Raw genomic sequence first — 25346 nt, 5'->3', positions numbered from 1 at the left:
TCGGCGGGGTGGAGACGCTCCTCGCCGAGCGGCTCCTGTGCGCGCCGGGACGGCACATCCGGTACACCGTCATCTGCCTGCGTCCGGCCGTCGGACCGCTCGCGGACCGGCTCCGGGCGGCCGGCCTGGCCGTCGTGGACCTCAGCGGCGGGCCTCGGGCGCTGCTGTACGCCCGGCTCGCCCGGACGGTCCGGGCGCTGCGCCCGGACGTCGTGAACCTGCACTCGCCGATCCCGGCCGTCGCGCTGCGGCTCACCATCGGGCTGCGCCGGCCCCGGCCCGTGCTGCTGTCCACAGTGCACAGCACCCGGTACCGCCGCCCGACAATGCTGCTCGACCGGCTCACCCGCCGCCTCGACGACCACACGGTCGCGGTGAGCCCGCAGGTGGCCCGCTCGGCGACTGTGCACGGCGCACGGGCCGTGTCCACCCGCGTGCACGGCGTCGACCTGGCCGCCCAGCGCGCGTTCGCCGCCGGCGCCGCCGCGGTCCGGGCCGAGCACGGCATCACCGCGAGCGACTTCCTCGCCGTGCACGTGGCCAACTTCCGGGCCCAGAAGAACCACCGCCACCTGATCCGCGCGGCCGCCCGGGTCACCGCGGCGAACCCGGCCGTCCGGTTCCTCCTCGCCGGGTCCGGCCCGCTGCAGCCGGTCGTCGCCGCCGACCTGGCGCTGCACCGCCTCGGCGACCGGGTCCGGATCCTCGGCCCGGTCCCGCGCGCAGGCCGGCTCATCGCCGCGGCCGACCTGCTCGTGCTCGCCTCCCACTACGAGGGCCTGCCGGTCGTGGTCATGGAGGCCCTCGCCGCCGGTGTCCCGGTCGTGTCCACGGCCGTCGGCGGCATCCCGGACCTGGTCCGCGACGGCCACAACGGGCTGCTCGTCCCGCCCGGCTCCCCCGCCGCGCTGGCCACCGCGATCCTGGCCGCCGCCGAGCCGCGGACCCACCGCCGGCTGCGCGAAGGTGCCGCCCGCAGCGCCGGGGACGTCGACATCGCGCGCACGGCCGAGTGGTTCGAGGAGCTGTACGCGCGCCATGCCTGAGCTGCTGCTGCGCCGGGAGCTGGGCGTCTTCGCGTCGATGGCGTTCACCACCCAGGCCGAGGCGGTGCTGTCCGTCGCCGGTGCGGTCGTGCTCGTGCGCACCGGCGGCGCGCAGGAGGCCGGGCGGGTGTTCTTCGCCCAGGCCGTCGCCGGCGTCTGGGCGCTGCTGTGCGATCCGCGCACCGACGACATCGCGCTGCGCTACGTCCCGGTCTACCAGGCCGAGTCCCGCGGCTACGGCACCGCCCTGCTCGACCGGCTGCTGCGCCTGGACCTCGCCGTGACCGCGGCCGGTCTGCTGGCCGGTGCGCTGCTCACCCTCGTCGCCCGCCGAGCCGGCTGGGTCGACCCGCACCAGGCCGTGCTGATCCTCCTCGCGATTCTGGCCGCCGTTGTGCGCTCACCGGCCGGGCTCGCCGGCGTCGGCCTGTCCCTCGTCGGCGAGATGCCCCGCCTGGCCCGGCTGCGCCTCGCCGCCGCCGCACTGACCGCCGTCGTCTCGGTCGCCGCGCTGCTGCTCGCCGGCCCGGCCGCCTACCTGGCCGCCACCGCCGCGGCCGCCGCACTGGCCGGCGCCGTCCTGCTCACCGTGACCCGCCGCCGGCTGGCCGCCGCGTACGGCCCGCCCGCTCCCCGCCCCGGCCCGGCCCCGAAGGGCATGCTCCGGTTCGCGCTGCAGAGCTCGGCCGCCGCGACCGCCTCCACCGGCACCGACCAGGGCGTGCTCGCGCTCGCCGGCGTCCTCGGCGGCCCGGTGCTGGTCACCACGCTGAAGATCGCGCTCGCGCCCGGCCGGCTGCTGCTCAACGTGGCCGGCCCGATCGGGCCGCAGCTGTTCCCGCGGATGGCCGCCGCCGTCATGGCCCGCGACTTCGGGGCGCTGCGCCGCGACCTGTGGCGGGCCAGCGTGCTGCTGGCCGCGGGCGGCGCCGTGGTGCTCGCGGTCGCCGTGCCGTGCACGGGCACGGTCCTCGGCCTCGTCTACGGCCCGCCGTTCGCCGGTCTCGCCCCGGTCGTGCTCGTCCTGCTCGCCGCGGCCGCCGTCCGCGCCGTCGCCGTCTGGTCCAAGGCGCTGCCGCTCGTGCTGGGCCGGCCCGGGCTGCGGCTGGGAGCGGTCACGGCCGACGGGCTGCTGCTGCTCGGCGCGCTGTACCTGACCGGGACGGCGGCCGGGTTCGCGTGGGGCGCCCTGGCGGTGGCCGGGCTCGGCACCGTGCTCTGGCTCAGCTCCCTCCCCCGTCTCCTGGAGGCCGCATGACACTCGCCGAGCGCATCCGTATCGAGCCGACCACCGTCCTGCGCACCGGCGGCGGCATCGCGCTGGGCATTGTCTCGACGGTCATCGGCCGCCCGTACGGCGTCCCGGCCGACCTGCTGCTCCTGCTCGCCGCGCTCGTGCTGGCCCCGCTCGACCTGCTGCCGGTCGTCGTCATCACGCTCATCCGCCGCCACGACACCGTGCTCGGCCCGCTGACCCTGAGCGACCTGGCGGCGATCGCGTACCTCGTCCGCCTCGCCTGCAGCCGCCGCATCCTCGGCGTCGGCGTCACCGCGTCCCGGGTCGTCCTCGCCCTGTTCTTCATGTGGACGGTCCTGGTCACGCTCACCGGCCTCGGGCAGCAGTCGACAATCGGCTGGCTCGCCGTCTACGCCTGCCTCGGCATCATGCTCACGTACTCTCCCACCGCGAAGCGCTGGCTGTACGCCGGCGTCCTCGGCCTGGCCGCCGTCGAGCTGGTGCTCTACGTGCCGCAGTTCCCGTCCCGGTTCTTCGGCCGGTACGTCAACGACCCCGCACACATGGGCTTCCTCCTCGTCTGCGGCCTCATCATCGTGGCCACCTCGGACCGGCCGCGCCGCCTGCGCCGGGTGCTGGCCGCCGTGCTGGTGTTCGGGATCCTGTGCACGTTCACACGCTCGGTCTGGTTCGCCACCACGTGCGTCACGGCGGCCGCCGTCCTGCCCCGCCGCTGGTGGGTCCCGCTCGCGCTGCCGCCCGCGCTGGCCGGCCTGTTCCTGCCGCTCGTCTCGCTGGTGACGCAGACGTTCCACCTGAACACCGGCTCGGCCGGCATCCGCCTCGCCGGCTTCGCCGCCGGCCTGGAGGAGTTCCGCCGCCATCCGCTCACCGGCCAGGGCTGGGCCGCGGCCGCCGCCGCCCAGGCCCGCGGCATCGGCGGGATCTCCCAACTGCCGGTCTACGACCTCTGGATCTACCTCGGCGGAGCCGTCGGCCTCGTCGGGCTCCTGCTGTTTCTGGTGTACTGCGGGCTGCTGGGCCGGGAATCGCTGACGGACCCGGTCGCCTACCTGAGCCTGACCGCCGCCCTCGGGATGTCCCTGACCGAGATGCCCCTGTACGCCGGCTCCCTCATCGCCGTGCTCATGCTCACCATGCCCACGACCCGGCCTCGCGCCGCCGCCCACCAGGCCACCGACCGGCCGTTCCGCCCGCCGGTCCGCGCTGCGGCCGATCGGAGCCCGCACTTCGCCCGGCACCACCGCCGCGCCCCCTACTACCGCACCGGAGCCCGCGCATGAAGATCTTCCTCGACGTCGGCGCGCACCACGGGGAGACGGTGGAGATCGCGCTGGACCCGCGGTGGGCCTTCGACGAGGTCCACGCGTTCGAGCCGGCTTCGTCGTGCCGTCAGATTCTGCGGCGGTACCGCGACAGCCGTCTGCGCGTCCACGCGCTCGCCCTGTCCAACCGTTCCGGCCGCACGGCCCTCTTCGGCGCCGGCCTGCTCGGCGCCAGCGTCTTCGCCGACAAGCGCCAGCTCGACCCGATCGGCGCCGACATCGAGGACATCACGCTGCACTCGACCGCCGCCTGGTTCCTGACCCACCTCAGCCCCGACGACGAGGTATACCTGAAACTCAACTGCGAGGGCAGCGAGTGCGACGTCCTCGAGGACCTCCTGGACGCCGAGTTGACCTCCTGGGTCCGTGCGGTCTACGTCGACTTCGACGTGCGCAAGGTCCCCTCCCAGGCCCACCGCCAGGCCGACCTCGAGCACCGCCTGCGCACGGCCGGCGTCAACTACACCACACCCGACGACGTCCCGGGCGTCGCCGCCTGGCTGGAGCGCTGCTGTGCACGCTCCCGGCCCGGCCTGTCCGCCGTGCGCTACCGCCTGGGACTGCACCGCCCGCTCTACGCCTGGCAACGCTCCATCGCCAGGGCCGCCCTCCCACCCTCCCTGTTCCGCTGGGCCGCCACCCGCTTCGGCGCCATGTCCCGCCTCCGCTGACCCCAACTCCCCCACCGGCCGCCGAGCCAGGCCCGCTGTCACGCCAACGACTGCACACCCGATGTGCCGCAATCCCAATAACCGGCACAGGCGGTGTGCAGCAATTCCACACAGTTTCACCGGCGCCGTGCCGCAATCCCACAGGCTGCCCAGGCGGCGTGCTGGAACCGCAACGAACTGCCCGTGCGCCGTGCCGCAATCCGGACGAGCTGCACGGGCGGTGCGCCGGAGTCACGGCGAGCTGTGCGGGCGGCGTGCCGGAGTCACGGCGAGCTGTGCGGGCGGTGCGCTGGAATCGCGGCGAGCTGCACGGGCGGCGTGCTGGAATCGTCGGCGGCAATGGGCCGGGTCGGGTCGGGCAGCGTCGGGTCGGGCAGGCGGTAGTCAGACGGGCGCGGACACGGTTTCGTGCTCGGGCCACCAGCCGTGCTCGACGGCGATCTCGGCGTACAGCCGATCGATCCCGGTGATCAGCCGGCTCGGACCGAACTGCGTTGCGGCGTGGTCGGCGGCCTGGCGGCCGAGGCGGGCCCGGAGGTCCTCGTCCTGCAGCAGGCGGACGGTGGCGGCGGCGAGCGGTTCGGCGGCGGGGTCGGTGAGCAGGCCGGTCCGCGCGTCGAGGACGACCTCGTGGACGCTGCCGACGCGGGTGGCCACGCACGGGCGACCGGCCAGCGCGGCCTCGATCAGGCAGACCGGTGTGCCCTCGTTGTCGGAGGTCAGGAGCACCACGTCGGCCGCGGCGTAGACGGTGTGCACGTCGGCGCGCCAGCCCGTGAAGCGCACGGCCGGCCCCAGGTCCACGGCGGCCGCCCGGGTTGCGGCCAGGCGGTCACCGGCTCCGCACACCACGAACTGCGCGTCCGGCACGGCGGCCCGCACGAGCCGGGCCGCAGCGAGGAACCGGTCCGGGCGTTTGATGCCGGTGACCCGGCCGACGTACGCGACGACCGGACCGGAGCCGTCCAGTCCCAGTTCCCGCCGGGCCGCAGCACGGTCCGGCAGCGGCGGCAGCACGGTCCCGGGCCCGATCACCCGGTAGCGGACGGCGTCCCCGATCCCCGCCGCGAGGAGGTCATCGCGCACGCGGGCACCGACGCTCACGAGGCGCTGCGTCCGCCGGGCCAGCGCGGCCTCGACACCGACCATGACGCGTGTCGCCCGCGGCGAGAAGTAGCCGTGCAGCAGGTGCCCATGGAAGGTGTGCACGCGCACAGGCACGCCGGCCGCCACCGCCGCCAGGCGCCCGAGCACGCCGGCCTTCGCCGTGTGCGTGTGCACGATGTGCGGGCGGAACCTGCGCATGTGTGCATACAGCTGCACGAATGCTCGCGCGTCACCGCCGGGGCCGATGCGGCGGCCGAGGCCGGCGATCCGGTGCACGGGCAGGTCCGGGGCGAACAGCGCCTGGTAGTCGGCCTCGTCGTCGCCGACGTGTCCGGTGTAGAGGCGCTGGTCGTACCGCGCCGCGTCGAGATGTCGCTGCAGGGTGGTGACCTGCATGGACGGCCCGCCGACGTTCATCCGCGTCAGCACGCGCATGACCCGCAACCGCTGCACGACAGACCTCCTGGCGTCCGATATTTCGGTATATTGCAGCCTATTACCGCTCGAAGGGACAACACTCGTGAACGCCGTCGCCAGTGTCGCCGAACTGCTGCGTTGCCACGTTTGCGGCGCGCACCTGGACCTGAGCGACCTGAGCGAACCGACCGCTGCGCGCAAACCGACCGCTGGGCGCGAACCGAGCGCGATGGGCGAACCGAGCGTGCACGACCTGACCTGCGACCCGATCGCCATGAGCGAACCGAGCGAACAGGACATGAGCGAACTCGGCGACGCGCGCAACCTGGCCATGAGCGACGTGAGCGACGTGCGCAGCCCGGACATGAGCCACGTGAGCGAACTGCGCGAGCTGCGCAACCCGGACCTGAGCGGTATGCGCGAACTGAGCGACGCGGGCACCTCGCGCACGAGCGGTATGAGTGAACCGCGCAAGCCGCGCGAACAGAGCGAACCGCACGAGCTGAGCGAACCGCACGAGCCGAGCGAACCGCACGAGCCGAGCGAACCGCACAAGCTGAGCGAACCGCACGAGCTGAGCGAACCGCACAAGTTGAGCGAACCGCACAAGTTGAGCGAATCGCGCGAGCTAAGCGAGCCGCGCGGACCGAGCGAACTGAGCGAACTGAGCGAACCGCACGGATCGAGCGAACCGAGCGAGCCGCGCGGGCTGGGCGGGCTGGGCGGGCGAGGTGTGCGGGAGTTTGTTGTGCGGTGCGCGAATGCGCATGTGCTGCCGTGGCGGGACGGGTATCTGGACGCTTCCAGTGCGGTCACGGACCCGGCGCAGGCGCGCACGCTTGACAGTTTCGGGTACGAGTGGACGACGTTCGACGCGGAGCGGCCCGAGGACGAGTCGTTCTGGCGGCGGTATGTTGCTGATCTGGACCTGGCCGAACTCGATGGCCGGGTCGGTGCGGACATCGGGTGTGGCAAGGCCCGGTACACCCGGTACACGGCTCGGCACCTGCGGGCGCTGGTTGCGCTCGACGGCTCGGATGCGGTCACCGCCGCCGTCCACCATCTCCGTGACGCGCCCGGTGCCGTGGTCGTGCGGGCTCAGATCGACGCGATGCCGCTGGCCGAGGCGAGCTTCGGGTTCGTGTCCTGCCTCGGCGTGCTGCACCACCTGCCCGATCCCCGGGGCGGGTTCGAGCGGGTCGCGCGGCTCCTCGCCCCGGGTGGCCTGCTGCTGGTGTACCTGTACAGCCGCCCGACCGGCCGGGGGCTGCGCCGGGCCGCGCTGGCCGCTGCGGCCGTGGCTCGCCGGGTCACGGTCCGGCTGCCGTTCGGTGTGCTCCGGGCCGTGTGCGCGCCGCTCGCCGCGCTGCTGTACGCCGGGTTCGTGCTGCCCGCGCGCGTGCCGGGGCTGCGTGGCCTTCCGCTCGCCTTCTACCGGGGCAAGCCTGTGCGCAGCCTGTGGCTTGACACGTTCGACCGGTTGAGTGCGCCGATCGAGAACCGGTACACCTGGCCGGAGCTCGCCCCGTGGTTCGCCGCCGCCGGGCTCGATGTCGAGCACGTGCGCGAGGAGAGCGGCCTGTTCATCGTCGCCCGCCGGCCACCGTCGTGACCGGGCGCCCCGACCTGCGGCGGACACATCCGGCCGGCTGAGCGCCCGGCCCGATCACCGGCGCCACCGACCGGAGCCAACACCGCTGACACGTCCGGCCGGCTGAGCACCCGGCCCGATCACCGGCGCCACCGACCGGAGCCAACACCGCTGACACGTTCGACCGGCTGAGCGCCCGAATCGAGGACCGGCACCCGCGGCCGGGATCGGCAAGCGGACGCCGCCGGGCCGCCGGTCAAAGCTGGGCGCCAGGAGGCCGAAGCCGTGCATCAGGAGGAGGCCAAAGATGCACGTCAAGAGGCCGAAGCCGCGCGTCAGAGGTCGAAGCCGTGCGTCAAGAGGTCGACGACGGGCGTCAGGAGGTCGAGGACGGGCGTCAGAGGTCGAAGACGGGCGTCAGGTGAGAGGGTCGGCGGCCGGTGTCGTGAAGCGGCCCGCAGGATGGGCGTAGAACTCGTTGCCCTCCGGGTCGGCCAGCTCCCAGACGCGGTCGTCGGCCGTCCCGGACTCGCCCAGCAGCACGGCGCCGGCCGCGACCAGGCGGTCCGTGTCGATGTGCGTCAGTTCGATGTGCCAGCGCATCCGGTTGCGGTCGCGCTTGGGCTCCGGGACCGGCTCGAAGACCAGGTAGTCCCATGGGATCGCCGCGGTGCCGGTGACCGCGGCGGCGGCGCCCTCCTCCTCGACGTGGCCGTCGAGCAGCGACGCCCACCAGTACGCCTGGGCGTGGGCGTCACGGCTGTCGACCACGAGCTCGAACATGCCGGCCGGGCGGTCGGGGGTGGACGGGTACGCGCAGAAGGCGTTGCCCTCCGGGTCGGCCAGCACGTACCAGGGGTCGATGCCGGGGCTGCGCAGGACCTGGGCGCCGGCCCGCAGCAGGGCGCCGGGTGAGTCGTCGCCCAGGCGGACGTCGATGTGGACCCGGGTCTTGCCGGCGCGCGGGCGGTCGACGGCGTTGATCCAGATCATCTCGGTGACGTCGGGGCGGCGCGAGGTCTGCACGCGCCACCGGTCCGGGGTGGTCTCGACGAGCCGGCCGCGCAGGGCCGCGGCCCAGAAGCTGCCGACGGCCTCGACGTCGACCGCGTCCAGGGTGACGCCCACGAATCGGCTGGCCGCGCCGTTCGCCGGGGGTAGTGCCGCGGCTTCGGCAGGCCGTGTCGTCGTCATGTCCGCTCCTCAGGGCTCGCCGGCAACACGGTCGGGGAGTTCCCCGACCCCGTGGGGAAAAACATTTCGGCCACTTACGGGTGAGCATAAAGTTGGACGGTGACCGACTTCGACGTCAGGGCCCTCGACGCCGCCACGTGGGACGGGTTCGCCGCGCTCGTCGCCGCCCACAACGGCGTGTTCGGGGGCTGCTGGTGCATGGCCTTCCACGCCGAGGGCGTCGGCCGTGGTCACACGCCCGCGGACAACCGCGCGGCCAAGGAGGCCCGGGTCCGGGACGGGCGGGCGCACGCCGCGCTTGTCCACGAGGGCGGGGCCTGCGTCGGCTGGTGCCAGTACGGGCCCGCCGGGGAGTTGCCGCGCATCAAGCGGCGCAAGGCGTACGAGGAGGGCGGGGCGACCGCGCCGGACTGGCGGGTCACGTGCTTCTTCGTGGCTCGCAGCCACCGCCGGCGGGGTGTGGCCGACGCGGCGCTGGGCGGTGCGCTGGAGCTGATCGCGGCGGCCGGCGGCGGGGTCGTGGAGAGCTACCCGGAGGACGTCGCCGGCCGCACGGTGGCGAACGCGTTCCTGCACAACGGCACGGTGGCGCTGTTCGAGCGGCACGGCTTCGCCCGCGATCGGCGCATCGGCAAGCACCACTGGGTCGTGCGCCGGGTCGTCGGCCCCGCCCCGGACCAGGGTGTTGTCCACGACCGCTGACTGCCGACGATGGGACGACTCACGACACTAGGCGCCTGCTCAGCAGTCCTGTCCGTAACCCCGGCGACTGTCGCCCGACGGCCCGGCCGTCTGAGTCGGCCCAGCGGACAGGACTTCCGGCAACGTGCTCAGCGGTAGATCGCGGCCAGCCGCGGGAGGCGGGCCCGTACCTCGTCCGGGTCGTCGAAGTCCCAGTCGTCGTCGCGCATCTGCCGGGTGAACGTGCCCGCGGGCAGCTCGTCCCGGGCCGCCTGCAGGGCCGCGAAGAAGTCGTCGGGGTCGTCGAAGGCCGCGTCCCCGGCGCTGAGCATCGACTCGCACTCGAGGTAGTCGTCGTCCGGGTCCACGCCGAGGCCGGCCAGGGTGTCGGGGTCGGCGAGGGCCCGCTCCCAGGTGTCGCGGCCCTGGACGACGAGCCAGCCGCGGAAGTAGTCGAAGGCGTCGTCGGAGCAGCCGCCCTTCATCTGGTAGGCGGCGCCCCACAGGTTCCAGCTGGAGGACTCGGCCATGAGCGCGTCGTACCGCAGGGTGAACGCCACGGCCGCCGCCGGTCCGAGCTCGGCCAGGCGCGTCCCGACCCGCTCGGCGACCTCCTCGGCGTAGTCACCGTCGCGGGTGTCCTCGATGCCGGCCCGGGCTCCGTCGACGACGGCCCAGAACTCGTCCCGCTCCATGATCCCCATGCCGCCGATCCTGCCATGCGGGCCGGGCGCGGCGCGGGCTGCGCGTCAGGGGAGCCGCGATCAGGCCGCCGGTCGCGTGGTGCGGGCGGTGAGGGCCTCGACCAGGGCGCGGCCGCCGCTCAGGGTGCCCTCCTCGTCGTTGCCGATGGCGGCGGCCGGGCGGCGCAGGACGATCAGGCGGCCGTCCGGGGTGTCGGTGGTGTCGACGTCGAGGCCGGTGGTGTCGGTGTGGGCGGCGGCCGCCGCGAGCCAGGTGGCCAGGGAGAACACCGGGTGGCCGGGGCCGGTGCGGTTCCACTCGCGGCGGACGTGGGGCATGTCGATCCAGGCGTAGTCGGCCCGCCAGAGCCGGCCGAGCTCGGCGACCAGGGCGGCCACGTCGGGCAGCCGCTCCTCCAGGACCGGGTTCAGCTGCGGCTTGGTGCCGACGCGCAGCTGGGTGCGGCCCCCGCCCGGGTCGTGCCACGCCAGCCAGAGGCGGCCCCGGCCGAGGCTGAGTGAGCCGGCCGGGGTCAGGCGGAGCGGGCCGGCCTCGCCGGGGAACGTCCGGGCCAGGGCGGTGATGGTGGCGACGAGGCGGTCGGCGGCGTCGGGCCACGGGCGGGCCGGGCCGTCGGTGCGCAGCTCCCAGCGGTAGGGCATCGAGTACACCCCCGTGTCTCGGTCCCCGCCGATCCTAGTGAGGCCGGCCCGGCTGCGCTGACCCGAGCGCGTCGAGGACGGCGGCGGCGTGGGCCTGCAGGACCGGGTCGGTGCGGGCGGCGGTGGCGCGGCCGAGCGGGGTGACGCCGGTGTGGTCGGGGATGTCGGGCCGGGCGCCGTGGGCGATGGCCCAGCGGATCTGGTCCAGGTGACTGTCCAGTGTGGACGCGGTGGCGGTGAGGGCCCGGTGGACGGTGTCGTCGAGGGCCGTCTGCCCGTTGATCGCCGGGCGCTCGTTCAGCGCCGCGGCAAAGGCGAGTGGCGGCATGTGTACCGCGATCTCGCGCAGACACGCGAAGTGGTTGAGGACCGCGGCGCGGATGACCGCGTCGACGGCCATCGGGTGGCGCTCCGGGATGTCGGGGTCGGCGCCGCGGTGCAGCAGCTCGGCGACGACGCGGAGGCGGGCCTCGGCGGTGGCCTGGTCCGGGTCCGTGCCGGTGACGGCCGCGATGATCGGGGTCTGGCCGAGCGGGCCGCCCCGGCGGTTGAGGTCGAGGCCGGGAGCGTTCACGGCGGCCGTGATGCGCTCCTGGTCGCGGGGGTCGGCCAGGGCGGCGACGAGCTCGTCCACCGGCGGGTCGGCCGGGCCGGCGATCGAGGTCAGGAGCCTGTCATGGTAGGCGGCCTCGGCGGCGGCGTCCCCCGGTGGCAGCAGGGCCAGGATCGCCTCGTTGTGCCACAGTCCGGCCATCGCCCGGGCCGTGTAGCCGCGGACGTTGCAGGCGACGAGCTGCGGGGCCGGGTCGAAGGTGGACAGGAGCCAGGCGACGAGGTCGCGGTGTCTGGCGGTACCGAAGAAGACGGCTTGTAACAGCACGGTGTGGCCGTTGACGCGGCTGATCGCCGTGATGTGCTCGGGGCGGCGGTCCAGCAGGACCTTCACGGTGTCGAGGTCGCCGTGCTGGGCCGCCCAGAAGACCGGGAGGGCGTCGGCGTCGGCGACGCGCAGGTCCGGGTCGGCACCGGCGTCCAGGAGCATCCGCACGGCGTCGGCCCGGCCGCGGACCGCGGCGGCGCACAGCAGCGTCCAGCCCTGCAGGTCGCGGAGGTCGGGGTCGCCGCCGCTGCGCAGGTAGCGGGCCAGGGTGTCGAGGTCACCGGCGCGGGCGGCGGCGAACACCGGCTCCACCGTCCACGCCATCACGCTCAGCCGCTGGTAGATCTCGTCCACGGTGGACCGGGGCGGGATGTCCAGCCGGGCCGGCTCCGGCGCCAGTCCGAGCAGCGCCAGCGCGCGCATCGCACAGTACGTGAGCCACAGGTCGGGCCCCGGCAGTGCGACGAGCAGCTTGCCCACGGTGGACGGGTCCCGCAGCGGCTCACCGATGCGCAGCAGCGCACTGGCGGCGATGGCGTTGTCGAGCGGGTCCGGGCCGAACGTGCCGTCCTCGTGCTCCATGGCGCGGAAGAACGCGATCGAGGCGGCGAGCACCGACCGGTCGGGCGCGCCGCACTCGTCGGCGACCGCGATCGTCATGAAGTGCTCCTCGCGCGTCGCCGCCCGCGCCGCCATGTCGGCCAGCGTGGGCCCGAGCCGGGCGGCCAGGGACTCGCGGTCGTCGATCGCCCTGAGCCGCAGCAGGGCACCGGCCAGCGCCAGCACCGGGCCCTGCGCGGGCCAGCCGGCGAGGACCTCGGCCCGCACCGCGTCCGGGTGCGGGGTCCGGCTCCCCAGCATCGACAGGACCTTGAGCGCGCTCAGCGAGTGCTCGTCCGCCAGGTTCAGCAGCAGGCGGCCGCGCTCGTCATCCGTGATCACGAGCGAAGCCGTACTCGCGCCGGTCCTGCGTCAGCGCCTCGACCATGACCTGGCCGCAGAGGTCGCTCTCACCGACCGAGCGGCTGGTCAGGAACGGGTGGTCGAGGATGACGGACAGCCGCCGGCCGACGTTGCCGTGGAAGCGGCCGTGCGGGCCGACCGCGTCGCGCAGGATGTACTCGAGCGAGAACGGCGGCGCGTTGAAGACCAGCGGCGCGCCGTTGGCCATGACCGCCCAGCCCGAGGTGTAGTCGTACTCCATCGTGTGCCCGGTGACGTGCCGGCCCTCGATGATCGGGCGCCGGTCGTCGAGCTCGCGGGCCATCGCCAGGCACGTCACGGCGTAGCACTCGGCCGCGATGAGCTTCCCGGCCGCGTGGAACCCGAGGACCAGGTCGTGCACCCGCGGGTTGTTCACCATGTCGACGATCGGGCCGCTGCCGCCGACGAGCAGCAGTGCGTCGTAGCGGGGCACTATCGCGTCCCAGGCCGCCTGCCGCTTGTCGTAGTACTCCTCCATCGCCGCGATGTAACTGCCGGAGCTCAGGTACGGCCGCACGGGCAGCAGGTCGGCGAGGCTCTGCCGGTCCTTGAAGTACGTCTCCCAGTCCGTCGAACGCGCCCGCTCCTCCATCTCCTTCGACGTCACCGGCCGGCCCAGCGGCGGGTCCACATAGGAGCTGTCGAGGCTGCCGCCGTCCGGGGTCGGCTGTGCGCCCGTCGGGCTCGCGAAGTGCACCGCGATCCCGGCCGACTCGAGCCGGTCGACCGGCAGCAGCAGCTCCTGGGCCCAGAAGCCGTACTCCGACACGACACAAAGCACATGCTTGCTCATGCCTGACCCTCCGCTTCGCTCCGGGCCAGGCATAGAAACCTGCGCCCATGGTGATTGACCACTCCGCTTCGCTCCGTACCAATCACGTGACCTCCAGTGCTGTCGTCTCGAACAGGCGCGGGATGAAGATGTCCAGCAGCTGCGGGCAGCGGCGCTGCGGGTATGCGGCGAGCAGCGCCTCGCGGAACGTCGCCGGGTCGTCGTGGGCCAACCGCTGCTCGGCGAACGCCAGGTAGTCGGCGTTGTGCAGCACCTCGGCGGCGTCGGCGACCGGGCCGTGGCCGGCCAGGAACGCGTCGGAGCCGGACGTCGCCATGATCCGCAGCAGCGCGATCGTGTTCGCGGCGTTGCGGGTGACGTACACGTGGGTGCCGCTGTAGACCAGGTCCTGGGCGATCGTCACGCCGTGGCCGGGCAGGGTGAGCACGAGCTGCGCGGCGCACTCGGCGTTGCGCACGACGTCGATGTGGTAGTCGACGCCGTCGACGGTGTCGTGGCCCGGCTCGGCGACGTGCTCGGGCATGACGACGGCGTCGGGGACGAACGGGCCGTACTGCGCCTGCCGCTCGGCCCGCTCCGACTCGCCCGAGTCGCGCAGCTGCGCGATCGTGTCGGCGGCGGCCCAGACGGGCACGTCCGCGAACGCCGTGCTCAGGCCGAACCAGTGGTCGACGTGGGCGTGGCTGAGGTACACCTTGCGGATCGGCTTGTCGAACGCGTCGACGAAGCGCCGGAAGGCCGTCGCATACGGCGCGACGAACTGCCCGTCGATGACGACGAGCGCGTTCGCGGTCTCCAGCACGTGGGTCGAGTCCGCCAGGAACTCGTCGGGCGCCATGAACGTGTGGATGGTCAGGTCGCCGCGTTCGATGGCACTGATCGTGGGCTCGGGCAGGTCAGGCATGCGCGCTCACCGGCTTGCGGTCGAGGACCTCGACGAGCTTGGCGCCGAACGCCTGGGCCGACTCGACCGACAGACCGGTGACGAACGGCGCGTCGTAGACGACGCTGGGGCGTTCCCGGGACGTCGTCGGGTCCGCGGCGACAGTCCCGTCGGGGCCGACGGCGTCCTCGACCATGTACTGCAGCGGGAACACGAACCCGCTCGTCGTGAGCTGCAGCCGCGGGTTGTCCGGCGTGGAGCGCACGACGTCGTACTGCAGGTCCTCGACGAAGTCCCACGCGTGCGGGTGGGCGGTGACGTGGCGGCCGTGGATGACGCTGCGCATGCCGTTGTCCGGGTCGCGGGTGAGCGCGAGCGCGCCGACCGCGTAGCAGAGCGCGCCGATCGTCTTGCCGCTCTTGTACGCGTCCAGCACGAGCCGGTGCACGAGCCCGCTGCCGGCCACGTCGAGGGCCGACCCGGCGCCGCCGACGATGACGAGCGCGTCGTACTCGGCCATGTCGGCGTCGCGGGTGCGGATCGGATGGTCCCACTCGCCGGTGTCGAGGATCTGGTTCACCCGGGCCAGCAGCTCGGGCGGGTTCATCTTCACCTTCTGCATGGGGTCGACGAACTCCGGGTCCATGCTGATGACGCCGGGCAGCGGGGTCTTGCCGAGGTAGGTGGCGAGGGTGAGCTCGTGCCCGGCCTCGCGCAGGGCGTCCCACGGCCCCTGCAGCTCCTCCGCCCACACCCCGTAGTTGGACGCGATGACCAGGATCCTCATTGGACCTCCTGAAGTTCCGTGCCCTGCAGCTGCCGGATGGCCGTGCCCCAGTCCTCCAGGTGGTGCAGGACCGACAGCCGCCCGTCGTCGCCGACCTCGTGGACGTCGATGGTCATGATGCTGAACGAGCGCCCCGTGTGCGGGACCATGAAGTCGCGGGCCGGGGTGCCGGACAGTTCGCTGCGCACGGCGATGTACACACCGCCGACGCTCAGGTGGAGGATCTCCACGTTGATGTCCGGGACCAGATCGAAGAGCCCTTCGATGTACGGTCGCGTGTCCGCCTTCGTCCGGTAGCGCCCGTTGGTGTAGTACGAGCGCCAGTCGTCGGCGAGGACGGCGAACCCGGCATCCCAGTCCCGGCGCTTGCTGCGGAACAGGTCGTAGAACGGCTCGATCAGCCGCTCGGCCTCGGCGTGCTGCACTGTCGCCCCCCTCTCAGACGTGCGCCGGGACCGCGGCCGCGACCCGGTCGATGACGGCCCGGGCGAACAGGCCGGCCTGTGCGCCGGTGCGCCCGGTGACCAGGTCGCCGTCGACGACGACGTCGCGGTCGACGTAGCGGGCGCCCATGTTGAGCGCGTCGCCGTACAGGTTCGGGTGGCACGTCACCTCGCGGCCGCGGACCAGCTCCGGCGTGCGCGAGAGCAGCCACAGGCCGTGGCAGATGATGCCCTTGACGATCGTCGGCTCGGCGAACGCCCGCTGCAGGAACCGGGTCGCCGGCGGCAGCTCGCTCAGGTTCTCGCTGTAGCGCAGCCGGTCGGACACGAACGCGCTCGGCACGATCACCGCCGAGTAGGAGCGCAACGCGGCATCGTCCAGGTCCTCGAACGAGCGCTCGCAGACGAACGGCGCCTTGTACTCGTGCCCGGTGAACGTCAGCTGCGGCTGGCCCCACAGCCGGGTCAGGAAGTGCACCTCCGCGCCCTCCTCCGGGAAGCGGTAGGAGTAGTACCAGATCTCGTGCTCGTAGAAGTCGCTCTCGATGAGGACCGCGATGCGGTGCCCGGCCAGCCTCACCGGACCAGCTCCTGGTCGAGTTCGCTGTCGCGCAGCTCTCGCTCGGGCTGCCCGGCGGCGCCGGTGACCCGCAGCTCGAAGTCGCGCTCCTGCTTGAGCCAGGCCAGGTAGCGGGTCGCCTCCGCGTCGAGGTAGACGAGCGCGGCCGCGTCGAGCTCGACGCGCCGGCAGCCGTGGTCGAGCGCGCCCTCCACCGCCTCCTTGAAGATGCCCAGGCGCGGCGGGGTGAGCGAGCCGGCGACGCGGATGGTGGCGCTGCCGTCGCCGATCCGCACGGTGTCGGCGCTGAACGCGACTGTCGATGCGGCCAGGCGCACGCGGACCGACTGCGGCTCGGTGCTGTGCGGCAGGTTCACCGTCATCGTCTCGGCGTCGAAGTCGGCGTGCTCGTGGCCGTCGACCCACACCTGCTGGATGCGCACGGCCTTGGGCGGCAGCAGGTCCGGGGCGACGCGCAGGGTGCCGCCGAACGCGCCCGGCTTCGGCCGGAAGTACAGCTCCAGGGGCTGCTCCTCGGTCTCCAGGTTCTGGTACACCGCGGAGAGGTAGCACAGCTCGGCGCTGTGGTACATGGCCATCGAGTGCGAGCCCTTGCTGCGCTCGCCGCCGAGCATGAACGGGTTGCCGTTGGCCAGGACGTTGAAGTAGACGCCGCCGGCCGTCGTGTCGAGCATCCAGCCGTTGTAGAAGGCCGAGCTCTCCCGGGCGTACTTGGCGTAGAACGGGTTGTCGAAGACCGCGTTGAGGATCTGGTAGGCCAGGATGCCCTGCTCCTGCTGCCACCACGCCTTGCGGTCGTGCCAGACCAGGCGGTGGAACCGCTCGCCGGGCCCGGTGTGCCGCTCGACCATGTCGTACCAGCCGCCGCGCTGGCGGTCCATGCCGACGCCCGGCATGACGTCGGCGATGCGGCGGGCGAACGCGACCCAGTCGGCGTTGGGGCGCAGGTTGTTGACCCGGGCCAGGTTCCACGCGATCTTCAGGTTGTGCCCGACGATGGCCCGGTCGAGCTGCTGGCCGTACGCGCGGTCCGGGCTCCAGTCGCCGTGGAACTTCTCCTGCACGAACGGGCTGCTGTCGAAGTCCTGGAAGTGCTCGGTGATGAGGTTGCACAGGTCGGCGAGTTCGTCGGCGTAGCGCTGCTCGTTCGTGCACAGGTACAGGTTGATCAGGTACGCCGGGATGTGGTCGCCTATCGAGTTCCAGTTCTTGCGGTCGCGGTTCGTGCGCGTGCCGTCGTCGAGCGACGGGCTGTGCGGGTCGAACGTGACCGGGTCGATGTGCGAGTAGTAGCCGCGCCGCTCGTCGTCGCGGAAGTAGTGCTGGAACAGGTTGACCGTCAGGTCGATGATCTCGCGCAGCTTCGGGTCGCCGGTGATGCGGTACACCTGCGTGATGCCGGCCAGCGCGTAGATCTGCTCGTAGCACGGGATGGCGTCGAAGTCGTCGCCGAACTCGGAGGCGAAGATCTTGCGCTCGGTGCCGTCCGGGTTGATGACGAGCGCGTGGTACCAGTACGCGATCTGCTGGCTGCGGTCGATGCTGCACAGATGGTCGACCATGTACTGCGCGCCCGCGTTCGCCGCCTGCAGGTATCGCTCACGGCCGGTCATGATGTACGCGGTCGCCAGCCCGTACACCAGCCGGGAGATGGTGTCCGTCTCCTGCCGCGCGGTCGCCGCCTTCGCGCCCTCCATCGACAGGTCCGTGCGGTACCCACGGTAGTCGAAGGCCGTCGCCCCCGGCCCGAACTCCTCGTCGAGGTAGAAGTCGGCGATCTTCCCGATCTGGTCGACCCACCAGCCGGGCGACTCGAACCGGAACTCGTCGGGCTCCTTGCCGAACATCAGCAGGTGCTTGGCCTCGAACGCCGTGCCGCCGTCTTCCGGATAGAAGATCCCGTACACGTGCACGAGCCGGCCGTGCGCCAGCATCTTGGCCAGCTGGGCGGTCGCGTCGAGGTACCCGTCGCCCAGGTTGCGCACCAGCTCCGCGGTCGTCGTGTCCGTGATCAGGATCCGGAACGGGCGGCCGTCGGAGGTGTTGAGCTCGATGGTGCGACCGGCTTCGTCGTAGCTGATGACGTAGCCGGCGATGAGGTCGGAGAACGTGAAGTCGATGGCGTTGGGCACTGGTGAACTCCTAGGCGTGGGAGAGGAGCACGGTGATGCTGCGGGCCGCCACGGCGCAGGTCGGGCCGGGCACGGCGGGTTCGGCGCCCTCGCCGCGCAGGTCGTCGCCGGCGGGCCGGGCGGTGTCGACGGCGCGGACCCAGCGGCGGCCGTCGGCGGGGATCTGGAAGTCCAGCGGCTCCCAGTACATGTTCATCATGACGTGCAGGTCGGGCCCGCCCGCACGGCCGCGGACCGTGCACGCGAGGGCCCGGGCCTGCGGATCGGACCAGTTGGGTGCGCCGAGCTCGGTGCCGTGCCAGGTGATCTCGTCCGGCGCGTAGAACTCGTTGGCGCGCAGCGTCGCGTGGCGCTCCCGGAACGCGAGCAGCTCGCGCCAGTAGCGCAGCAGCCCGGCGTTGCGCCCCGCGAGGTGCCAGTCGACCCAGCCGATCGGGTTGTCCTGGCAGTAGGCGTTGTTGTTGCCCTGCTGGGTGCGGGCGAACTCGTCGCCCCCGAGGACCATCGGCACGCCGCGGGACAGCATGAGCAGGGTGGCCAGGTTCTTCATCTGCTGTTCGCGCAGCGCGAGCACGGCCGGGTCGTCGGTCGGCCCCTCGACGCCGCAGTTCCAGGACATGTTGTCGTCGTTGCCGTCGCGGTTGTGCTCGCCGTTGGCCTCGTTGTGCTTGGTGTCGTACGAGACCAGGTCGGCCAGGGTGAAGCCGTCGTGGCAGGTGATGAAGTTGATGCTGTTGCCGGGGGCATGGCCGCGCGCCTGGTACAGCGAGGCGCTCCCGCCGAGCCGGTCGGCGACGTCACCGACCAGGCCGGCGTCGCCGCGCACGAAGCGGCGCATCGTGTCGCGGAACCGGCCGTTCCACTCGGCCCAGCGATACCCGGGGTAGCGCCCGACCTCGTAGGCCCCGGCCGCGTCCCACGCCTCCGCGATGATCTTCGTGTCGGCCAGGGTCTCGGACAGCTCGATCTGCCACACGACCGGCGGCTCGTCGAGCACGGCACCGCCGGCGCCGCGGGTCAGCACGGCGGCCTCGTCGAAGCGGAACCCGTCGACGTGCATGTCGCGGACCCAGAACTCGAGGCAGTCCGTGACGAGCTTGGTGACGATGGGGTGGTTGGCCATCAGGGTGTTGCCGCAGCCGGAGTAGTCGTCGTAGTACCGCGGGTCGGCCGGGTCGAGGTAGTAGTAGTTCGCGTTGTCCAGGCCGGCGAAGCTGAACAGCGGGCCGAGCTGGTTGCCCTCGTCGGTGTGGTTGAAGACCACGTCGAGGTACACCTCGATGCCGGCGCCGTGCAGGGCCCGCACCATGTCCCGGAACTCGTCGAGGTGGGCGCCGCTGCCCGGGCTGGTGCAGTAGCCGGCGTGCGGTGCGAAGAAGGCGGCGGTGCTGTACCCCCAGAAGTTCCCGGCCTGCGAGTCGTCGAAGTCGGCGACCGGCATCAGCTCGACAGCGGTGACGCCGAGCCGGGTCAGGTGCGGGATCTTCTCGGCGACGGCCGTGAACGTTCCCGGCCGGCTGACCGTGGCACTGGGCGAGCGGGTGAAGCCGCCGACGTGCAGCTCGTAGATGACCTGGTCGGCCAGCGGCCGGTTCAGGGGCCGGTCGCCCTTCCAGTCGTACGCGTCCGCGTCGATGGCGACCGCGCGCATCGACGTGGCCGTGTTGTCGCCGGGCCGGCACGCCGCGCCCCGGTCCCAGCGGGCCCGGGTGACGCCCTTGGCGTACGGGTCGAGGAGCACCTTCTGCGGGTCGAAGCGGTGGCCGGGGCGGTCGGAGCCGTGCACGCGGTAGCCGTAGTGGGCCGGGGCCCGCAGCCCGCGCACATAGCAGTGCCAGGTGGCGAAGCTGCGGTTGTCCCGCGGGTCGAGTTCGAACACGTGCGACGGCGCTTCGGCGTCGAACGAGTCGAACAGCAGCAGCTCGACGGCGGTGGCGTGCTCGGAAAAGAGCGCGAAGTTCACGCCCCCGGCGTCGCAGCGCGCCCCGAACGGGTGGGCCCGCCCCGCCTCGAGGGTGTACATCGCCTGGTCAAGGGCGTGCGAGGTCATGGCGCGACCGTAGCAAGCCCGTGGCCCACGGTAACCGGTTCCCGCGTTCTGCTCTCGCCGCACCCGGCGCCAATTACCGTGTGAGCGCGTGGAGTTGTGGCTGGTCCGGGACGTCCCGGCGTGGCTTGTGGGGCTGGCGCTGATCGCCGGGCTGCCCGCGTTGACCCTGGCGTTCGACGTGCTCGTGCACCGGCGCCTGTCGCACCGCCGGCTCAAGCGGCACAACGAGGTCACGGGCGTGATCGTGGCGACCGTCGGCGTCGCGTACGCGATCGTCATCGGGCTGTGCGTGGTGTCGCTGTGGGAGGGGTACAAGGACGCGCAGGACACCGTGCGCTCGGAGGCGGTGGCGCTGACACCGCTGGTGCCGGGCAGCGCGGTGTTCGGCGGGGACGTGCAGCGGGCGGTGCGCTCGCGCATCGTGCAGTACGAGCGCGACATCATCGCCGGCTGGCCGGCGCACCTGAACTCCGACCCGGACCCGCGCCGGATCGCCGACCTGGACGAGCTGACCGCCTATGTGGGCTCGCTGCCGGCGTCGAGCGAGGCGCAGAAGGCGTACGTGACGGAGGCGATGCGCACCATCGGCCAGGCCGAGGCGCTGCGGCAGTCGGCCAAGTCGGAGGCCGTCGACCGGCAGATGAGCCCGGTGATGTGGATCGGTGTGCTCGCCGCGACCGTGGCGCTGCTCGCGCTGTGCCCGCTGTTCGGCCTGGAGGACACGGCCGTGCGCCGGATCCTGCTCGTGCTCGCGTCGGCCGTCATCGCCACGAACCTGTACCTGGTGGTGGAGATGAACTTCCCGTACTACGGCGCGTTCTCGGTCGGCACGGAGGCCTACCGCACGGTCGTCGAGGCGCTGTCCTGAGTGAAGGCGTAGAGGTTGCGCATGGCCAGGATCGAGGAGCGCACCTCCTGCAGCAGCTCGGTCGTGCTCAGCGCCCGCCCCCAGGCCGCGTCCGCGGCCTCGTCGTAGCCGATCGTCTCCACGCCGCACCCGTAGCGGTGGCCGAGGAGCCGGATCGCGTCACAGTGCTGGTGGCGCACGTACGGCGAGTTCGTCACCAGCAGCAGCCGGTCCTCTGTGGACGGTGTGTGCACCAGCTCCGCCCACCCGGTGAGCGTGTCGGCCGTGTTGGCCCGCCGGCCCGGCCGCGTGCTCGGCGCCGCCAGCACCCGGATGTCGTGCTCCCAGGACCGGATGTACTGCCCGGTGCCGGTCGGCTCGCCGAGCCCGAGCGACCGCTTGAACGCCTCGGCCATCATGTCGGCCTCGGTCTCGACGGGTCCGAGCCCCAGCCGCGCCCCTTCGCGAAACTCCCGGTCGTCGCGGTGCCGCAGGCTGCCCAGCCCGGTCAGCGACCCGCGCCCGAGCCCGCCGGCGAGCAGCCGCGCCGTGTAGTCGGTGCGCCCCAGCGCGACCCGGATCCCGCCGCCGAGCACGAGGATGTGGTCGTAGCGCCGGTGCGCGGGACGGGCCGCACCACCCATGCCGATCCCGTGCATGAGCGCCCGCACGCGCGCGTCGCGCTCCGGCTCGAAGTCGACCCGCTCGGTGTCGAAGCGCTCCTTCACCCCGGCCCGGTAGTCCCAGACCTTCGAGAACTCGGCGAGCTCGTCGAGGTCGCCGCCCGCCACGCCCCCGAACTCGCCGACCAGCCCGGCCATCGCCTCCGACCGGGCCCACGCCACCACCGACTCGGCCACGGCCTGCAGGTCCTGACCACCGGGCTCACAGGGCGGCAACGGCAACGGCTCCATGGTTCCGGAAGCCTACAACGGCCCCGCACCCGGCGCCGCCAGGTCGTCGCGCGGCGCCGCGAGCGTGACGGCGGGGTTCCGGGCCCGCACCAGCCTAGACGGCGGCGTGGGTGCGGGCCGCGGTGGAGCGGCGCACCAGTGTCGCGTGGGCGTATTCGCAGGCCAGGGCGTGTTCGTAGACGGCCCGCGGGACGTCTACGGTGCTGTCCAGGCGGACCACGGAGCCGGTCGGTTGCCAGCGGTGGAAGACCGGGTCGCCGGTCAGGGCGGCCAGCACGCCCAGCAGCGACTCGTCGAGGCGCATCGAGTGCACGGCGCGGCGGTACTCAGGGCCGGTCAGGCACAGCGCGAACGGGATGTTCATCAGGCACAGCGCGGTCTGGATGTCGAGGCGCAGGAGGCGGCGCCGGGCCGGCTCGGGGTCGAGGGGCGGGATGTCGAGGGTGGCGAAGTCGAGGTCGCGCACGGCGGTGAGCGGGCGGCCGCCGAGGGCGGTCAGGACCTCGAAGACGTTGACGTCGTGCTGGATGACGGCGCGGTCGCCGAGGCCGGCGAGGGTCGTCGGGCGCAGCGTGACCACCTGCAGGCCCGGCGGCCGGGTGTTGCGCAGCACGAAGTTGAGCAGGTTCGTCTCGACGACGAAATGCCGGATCAGCAGGTGTACCGCACCCGCGTCGACGAATCGGCGCAGGAACCACAGGCACAGCCGGTCCATGAGCCCGTGCGCGGACAGCGGGACGGGCAGCAGACGCTTGACGACCTGGATGACCCCGACCAGCAGCCGGGACATCACGCGGATCCAGGGGTACACCCAGCGGCGCGACCACAGCCGCTGGTCGGCGACGATCAGGTCGAGGGTGGCGCGGTCCAGGGGCAGCGTCGGGTCGGCCCGCACCGCGTCCCACACCATCGTCTCCGCGGCGTCGTTCATCGGTCCACCTCCTGCAGTTGCAGCGCGTAGAGCCGGGCCACGACCCGGGCCGTGCGCAGGATCCGGGCCCGGGCAGCCGGGTCGGCGGCGACCAGCCGGAGGGCGTCGTCGAGCATGGCGACGTGCTCCTCGTCGGCCTCGCCGTGGTAGCTCAGGAACGCGGTCTGCTCGGCGGTCAGGCCCAGGTCGGTGCGCAGCCGGGCGGCCCAGCCGGCGGCCTTGCGGGAGCCGAGGCCCTCGATGATGAACATGGCGCCGAGCAGGTCGATCGGGTCGGGCAGGCTCGCCTGCTGGAACAGGTAGGCCGACAGCGCCTCCGACCCCACGTTCTTCGGCGCCCCCTGGATGTCGGCGAGGGTGCCGCCGGCGTTGACGAAGTCGCGTTCGAGCAGCCGGAAGTCGCGGTGCTCGTCGGCCGCGTGGCGGATGGCGGCGCTGCGCAGCTCGAACCAGTCGGCGGTGAAGCTCGACGCGGCCCGGGAGATCCAGCGGCCGCCCTCGACGACCTGCTGGCGCAGGTGCAGCAGCAGCCGGCGGTAGTCGGCGATCGTCGCCGTGCCGGACTCGATGCGGGCGACGATCGGCACGGTGTGCAGGTCACGTTCGAACTCGGTCCAGACCTCGGCCAGTCCCGACAGCAGCGCCGGTGTGCCGTCGTCGCGGGCGGTGGGGGCACCGGCGGTACCCGCCGAAGCCGCTGCGGGTTCTGCCGCCGCGGCGTCCGGGGCGACGCAGGTGAGCTGGGCGAAGGCGAAGCTGAACCGGCCGGACTCGGGGACGATCAGCAGGATGCGGTCGCCGGGGTGGAACCGGCCGGTCCGCCAGCACTCGGCCAGGGCCACGTAGATGCTCGCCGCCCCGGTGTTGCCGGCGGTGGGCAGGTTGCTGAACCAGCGCGCCTCGTCGATCATCAGCCCGGCCCCGGTGAGCAGCCCGAAGATCTCGCCGCGGAAGTGCTCGGCGCTGTAGTGGCACAGGACGTGGTCGATGGATGCCGGGTCGAGCAGGCCGCGGTCGACGAGCCCGGCGAACTCGGCCAGCCCGGCCGGGAACAGCCGGGGCAGCAGCCGCACGTCCTGGCGCAGCCGGAACATGCCGTCGGCCTCGGCGTCCGCGGCGTGCGGGCGGTCCAGCCAGGTCTGCCCGGAGACGGGTTCGCCGGTCTCGGCCACGCCGGCCCGCATGCACACCGGATGCTCGTGCGCGTGCGACACCAGGTGGGTCCAGTCGACCCGCAGCGACGGGCGGTCGGGGCGCGGCGCGGGCTCGACGACGACGGCGCCGGCCCCGTCGGACAGCGTCCAGCGCAGGAACTCGGCGTCGAAGCGGGGGCGCCCGGCGTAGCGGTCCTGGCGCAGGGCCCGACCGATGCACTCGCTGCCGGTCGCGACCGCGACCCGCCGCTCGCCCAGGCGGACCGCGCGGACCGCGCCGATGAGGGCGGCCATCCCGGACGCGCACACGCCCCCGGCCGACAGCACCTCCATGGGGCCGGCGGCGAGGCGGCCGTGCACCATGGCGGCGAACCCGGGCACGAGCAGGTCGCCCTGGGTGGTGCCGGTGGCGAGCAGGTCGACGTCGCCGAGCGCGAGGCCGCGGTCCTTGACGGCGGCGGTGACGGCCTCGGCGGCGAGCTCCTCGTTGAGCATCGTCGGGGTGCCGGCCCGGTCGAGCGCGAAGTGGCGGGTCCGGATGCCGTTCATGGCGAGGACGCGGGCCCGCATGGCCGCGCTCGCGCCGGTGTCCCCGGCGCCGAGCCGGGCCACGATCTCGTCGTTGTCGAGGGGCTCACCGGGCAGGTAGGCGGCGCACGCGGTCAGATACGCATCGGGCATGGCTCCATTGCGCCACCCCGGCCGGGCCGGCACATCCGCCGCCGTACTCAGTCGCCGCTGGGTACCTGGGGCAAAAAACCGTGTCGGGCGGCATCAACCGGACGTTCGCCCGATCATGGGAGGAGCCTCGTGCGGCTACGCTCGGGCGGCGGACCACTGGGAGGTGGCGTGCTGGTCAGCGACGTCATGACGGCGTTCCCGGCGTACATCCGGCTGGGCTCGAGCATCCGGCGGGCGGCCGAGGTGATAAGCGTGTCCGAGGTCGGGCAGCTGATGGTACTCGACCACGACGGACGGTTCATCGGCTCGCTGTCGGAGGAGGACCTGGTCCGGGCCATGCTCCCCGGGTTCGACGACGTGACCGAGGCCGGCGGCACGCTCGCCGACGCGTTCCAGCTGTTCCTCGACAAGGGCCGGGCGCTGGCCGAGCGGGTCGTCGATCCGCTCGTCGTGCGCGACGCGGCCACCGTGAGCCCCGGCGACGAGCTGGCCCGGGCCGCCGTGGTGATGCTCGACCGCGGCATCCGGCGGCTGCCGGTCGTCGACGACGGCAAGCTCGTCGGCACGGTGTCGCGGGCCGACCTGTGCCGTGCGGTGATCTACCATTCCTGAGCTGCGGCTGGTCCTCGTCGACCGGCACACCCGGGCGGC

General features: G+C 72.9%; 23 protein-coding genes. 8 read left to right on the top strand and 15 right to left on the bottom strand.

What is annotated here, in order from left to right; translation table 11 throughout:
• The first annotated feature begins 8 nt into the window (after positions 1–8).
• Genes Dvina_RS22180 through Dvina_RS22165 form a run of 4 tightly spaced genes read left to right on the top strand, consistent with a single transcriptional unit; the run spans position 9 to position 4300 of the window.
• Positions 9–1046 (top strand): glycosyltransferase, encoded by a 1038-nt coding sequence (locus tag Dvina_RS22180; protein ID WP_223104378.1) that lies wholly within the window; start codon positions 9–11, stop codon positions 1044–1046.
• Entirely contained in the window at positions 1039–2304 is a 1266-nt protein-coding gene (locus Dvina_RS22175) for a hypothetical protein (RefSeq protein ID WP_223104377.1), read from the top strand. The genes Dvina_RS22180 and Dvina_RS22175 overlap by 8 nt, the downstream gene beginning before the upstream one ends.
• Positions 2301–3587: a hypothetical protein gene (locus Dvina_RS22170; RefSeq protein ID WP_223104376.1), complete on the top strand. Its 1287-nt coding sequence runs from the start codon at positions 2301–2303 to the stop codon at positions 3585–3587. Before Dvina_RS22175 ends, Dvina_RS22170 begins: the two co-directional genes overlap by 4 nt.
• The gene (locus Dvina_RS22165) at positions 3584–4300 is read left to right on the top strand and encodes an FkbM family methyltransferase (protein ID WP_223104375.1); all 717 of its coding nucleotides are present in this window, start codon (positions 3584–3586) and stop codon (positions 4298–4300) included. Before Dvina_RS22170 ends, Dvina_RS22165 begins: the two co-directional genes overlap by 4 nt.
• 384 nt (positions 4301–4684) lie before the next feature.
• Here Dvina_RS22165 and Dvina_RS22160 read toward each other — a convergent pair whose 3' ends face one another.
• On the bottom strand, positions 4685–5842 hold the full coding sequence (locus tag Dvina_RS22160; RefSeq protein WP_223104374.1) for a glycosyltransferase: 1158 nt from the start codon (positions 5840–5842) through the stop codon (positions 4685–4687).
• On the opposite strand from Dvina_RS22160, the gene Dvina_RS22155 reads away from it, so the two are divergent.
• Complete coding sequence (locus Dvina_RS22155; protein WP_223104373.1) at positions 5802–7436, top strand: class I SAM-dependent methyltransferase; 1635 nt, start codon at positions 5802–5804, stop codon at positions 7434–7436. The genes Dvina_RS22160 and Dvina_RS22155 overlap by 41 nt on opposite strands.
• Positions 7437–7832: 396 nt before the next feature.
• Here Dvina_RS22155 and Dvina_RS22150 read toward each other — a convergent pair whose 3' ends face one another.
• A complete protein-coding gene (locus Dvina_RS22150; protein ID WP_223104372.1) occupies positions 7833–8609 on the bottom strand; it encodes a VOC family protein in 777 nt (258 codons plus the stop codon).
• A 99-nt stretch (positions 8610–8708) separates the two neighbouring features.
• Between Dvina_RS22150 and Dvina_RS22145 the strand changes: the two genes are divergently transcribed.
• The gene (locus Dvina_RS22145; RefSeq protein WP_223104371.1) at positions 8709–9311 is read left to right on the top strand and encodes a GNAT family N-acetyltransferase; all 603 of its coding nucleotides are present in this window, start codon (positions 8709–8711) and stop codon (positions 9309–9311) included.
• Between the two features lie 128 nt (positions 9312–9439).
• Here the strand turns inward: Dvina_RS22145 and Dvina_RS22140 are convergent, their stop codons facing one another.
• From Dvina_RS22140 to glgX, 10 genes are all read right to left on the bottom strand, one after another.
• Positions 9440–9994: a DUF4240 domain-containing protein gene (locus Dvina_RS22140; RefSeq protein ID WP_246656367.1), complete on the bottom strand. Its 555-nt coding sequence runs from the start codon at positions 9992–9994 to the stop codon at positions 9440–9442.
• Positions 9995–10054: 60 nt separating this feature from the next.
• Positions 10055–10636, bottom strand: coding sequence for a hypothetical protein (locus tag Dvina_RS55250; RefSeq protein WP_223104370.1), 582 nt, complete (start codon positions 10634–10636; stop codon positions 10055–10057).
• A gap of 34 nt (positions 10637–10670) precedes the next feature.
• Positions 10671–12458 (bottom strand): ankyrin repeat domain-containing protein, encoded by a 1788-nt coding sequence (locus Dvina_RS22130; RefSeq protein WP_223104369.1) that lies wholly within the window; start codon positions 12456–12458, stop codon positions 10671–10673.
• On the bottom strand, positions 12445–13293 hold the full coding sequence (locus tag Dvina_RS22125) for a type 1 glutamine amidotransferase domain-containing protein (RefSeq protein WP_223104368.1): 849 nt from the start codon (positions 13291–13293) through the stop codon (positions 12445–12447). Before Dvina_RS22125 ends, Dvina_RS22130 begins: the two co-directional genes overlap by 14 nt.
• 82 nt (positions 13294–13375) lie before the next feature.
• Positions 13376–14197, bottom strand: a complete 822-nt coding sequence (locus Dvina_RS22120) for an MBL fold metallo-hydrolase (RefSeq protein ID WP_223104367.1) — start codon at positions 14195–14197, stop codon at positions 13376–13378.
• Positions 14190–14963, bottom strand: coding sequence for a DJ-1/PfpI family protein (locus Dvina_RS22115; protein ID WP_223104366.1), 774 nt, complete (start codon positions 14961–14963; stop codon positions 14190–14192). Before Dvina_RS22115 ends, Dvina_RS22120 begins: the two co-directional genes overlap by 8 nt.
• Positions 14960–15388 (bottom strand): ester cyclase, encoded by a 429-nt coding sequence (locus Dvina_RS22110; RefSeq protein WP_223104365.1) that lies wholly within the window; start codon positions 15386–15388, stop codon positions 14960–14962. The genes Dvina_RS22115 and Dvina_RS22110 overlap by 4 nt, the downstream gene beginning before the upstream one ends.
• A 13-nt stretch (positions 15389–15401) precedes the next feature.
• The gene (locus tag Dvina_RS22105) at positions 15402–15986 is read right to left on the bottom strand and encodes a DJ-1/PfpI family protein (RefSeq protein WP_223104364.1); all 585 of its coding nucleotides are present in this window, start codon (positions 15984–15986) and stop codon (positions 15402–15404) included.
• Positions 15983–18118: an AGE family epimerase/isomerase gene (locus Dvina_RS22100; protein WP_223104363.1), complete on the bottom strand. Its 2136-nt coding sequence runs from the start codon at positions 18116–18118 to the stop codon at positions 15983–15985. Before Dvina_RS22100 ends, Dvina_RS22105 begins: the two co-directional genes overlap by 4 nt.
• 10 nt (positions 18119–18128) lie before the next feature.
• The gene (gene glgX, locus Dvina_RS22095; protein ID WP_223104362.1) at positions 18129–20168 is read right to left on the bottom strand and encodes a glycogen debranching protein GlgX; all 2040 of its coding nucleotides are present in this window, start codon (positions 20166–20168) and stop codon (positions 18129–18131) included.
• An 88-nt stretch (positions 20169–20256) separates the two neighbouring features.
• Here glgX and Dvina_RS22090 point away from each other — a divergent pair, with 88 nt between their 5' ends.
• Entirely contained in the window at positions 20257–21036 is a 780-nt protein-coding gene (locus Dvina_RS22090) for a bestrophin-like domain (RefSeq protein ID WP_223104361.1), read from the top strand.
• Here Dvina_RS22090 and Dvina_RS22085 read toward each other — a convergent pair.
• The 3 genes from Dvina_RS22085 to Dvina_RS22075 form a co-directional block, all read right to left on the bottom strand.
• Entirely contained in the window at positions 21006–21929 is a 924-nt protein-coding gene (locus Dvina_RS22085) for a hypothetical protein (RefSeq protein WP_223104360.1), read from the bottom strand. The genes Dvina_RS22090 and Dvina_RS22085 overlap by 31 nt on opposite strands.
• Before the next feature lie 94 nt (positions 21930–22023).
• The gene (locus tag Dvina_RS22080) at positions 22024–22860 is read right to left on the bottom strand and encodes a DUF6999 family protein (RefSeq protein ID WP_223104359.1); all 837 of its coding nucleotides are present in this window, start codon (positions 22858–22860) and stop codon (positions 22024–22026) included.
• Positions 22857–24695, bottom strand: a complete 1839-nt coding sequence (locus tag Dvina_RS22075) for an iron-containing redox enzyme family protein (protein ID WP_223104358.1) — start codon at positions 24693–24695, stop codon at positions 22857–22859. The genes Dvina_RS22080 and Dvina_RS22075 overlap by 4 nt, the downstream gene beginning before the upstream one ends.
• A gap of 168 nt (positions 24696–24863) precedes the next feature.
• Here Dvina_RS22075 and Dvina_RS22070 point away from each other — a divergent pair, with 168 nt between their 5' ends.
• The gene (locus tag Dvina_RS22070; RefSeq protein WP_223104357.1) at positions 24864–25307 is read left to right on the top strand and encodes a CBS domain-containing protein; all 444 of its coding nucleotides are present in this window, start codon (positions 24864–24866) and stop codon (positions 25305–25307) included.
• The last annotated feature ends 39 nt before the right edge of the window (positions 25308–25346 follow it).

Source organism: Dactylosporangium vinaceum (assembly GCF_019904175.1).
Taxonomy (GTDB): Bacteria; Actinomycetota; Actinomycetes; order Mycobacteriales; family Micromonosporaceae; genus Dactylosporangium; species Dactylosporangium vinaceum.
The sequence above is the reverse complement of the archived record's forward strand: the minus strand, read 5'-3'. Positions and strand labels throughout refer to the sequence as shown.

Bases quoted from the DNA above. Each gene is read 5' to 3' on its own strand.
- Dvina_RS22160 (WP_223104374.1), bottom strand. From the start codon at position 5,842: ATGCGCGTGCTGACGCGGATGAACGTCGGCGGGCCGTCCATGCAGGTC.
- Dvina_RS22115 (WP_223104366.1), bottom strand. From the start codon at position 14,963: ATGAGGATCCTGGTCATCGCGTCCAACTACGGGGTGTGGGCGGAGGAG.
- Dvina_RS22155 (WP_223104373.1), top strand. From the start codon at position 5,802: ATGGACGGCCCGCCGACGTTCATCCGCGTCAGCACGCGCATGACCCGC.
- Dvina_RS22170 (WP_223104376.1), top strand. From the start codon at position 2,301: ATGACACTCGCCGAGCGCATCCGTATCGAGCCGACCACCGTCCTGCGC.
- Dvina_RS22150 (WP_223104372.1), bottom strand. From the start codon at position 8,609: ATGACGACGACACGGCCTGCCGAAGCCGCGGCACTACCCCCGGCGAAC.
- Dvina_RS22165 (WP_223104375.1), top strand. From the start codon at position 3,584: ATGAAGATCTTCCTCGACGTCGGCGCGCACCACGGGGAGACGGTGGAG.
- Dvina_RS22075 (WP_223104358.1), bottom strand. From the start codon at position 24,695: ATGCCCGATGCGTATCTGACCGCGTGCGCCGCCTACCTGCCCGGTGAG.
- Dvina_RS22085 (WP_223104360.1), bottom strand. From the start codon at position 21,929: ATGGAGCCGTTGCCGTTGCCGCCCTGTGAGCCCGGTGGTCAGGACCTG.
- Dvina_RS55250 (WP_223104370.1), bottom strand. From the start codon at position 10,636: ATGCCCTACCGCTGGGAGCTGCGCACCGACGGCCCGGCCCGCCCGTGG.
- Dvina_RS22125 (WP_223104368.1), bottom strand. From the start codon at position 13,293: ATGAGCAAGCATGTGCTTTGTGTCGTGTCGGAGTACGGCTTCTGGGCC.
- glgX (WP_223104362.1), bottom strand. From the start codon at position 20,168: ATGACCTCGCACGCCCTTGACCAGGCGATGTACACCCTCGAGGCGGGG.
- Dvina_RS22175 (WP_223104377.1), top strand. From the start codon at position 1,039: ATGCCTGAGCTGCTGCTGCGCCGGGAGCTGGGCGTCTTCGCGTCGATG.
- Dvina_RS22080 (WP_223104359.1), bottom strand. From the start codon at position 22,860: ATGAACGACGCCGCGGAGACGATGGTGTGGGACGCGGTGCGGGCCGAC.
- Dvina_RS22140 (WP_246656367.1), bottom strand. From the start codon at position 9,994: ATGGGGATCATGGAGCGGGACGAGTTCTGGGCCGTCGTCGACGGAGCC.
- Dvina_RS22120 (WP_223104367.1), bottom strand. From the start codon at position 14,197: ATGCCTGACCTGCCCGAGCCCACGATCAGTGCCATCGAACGCGGCGAC.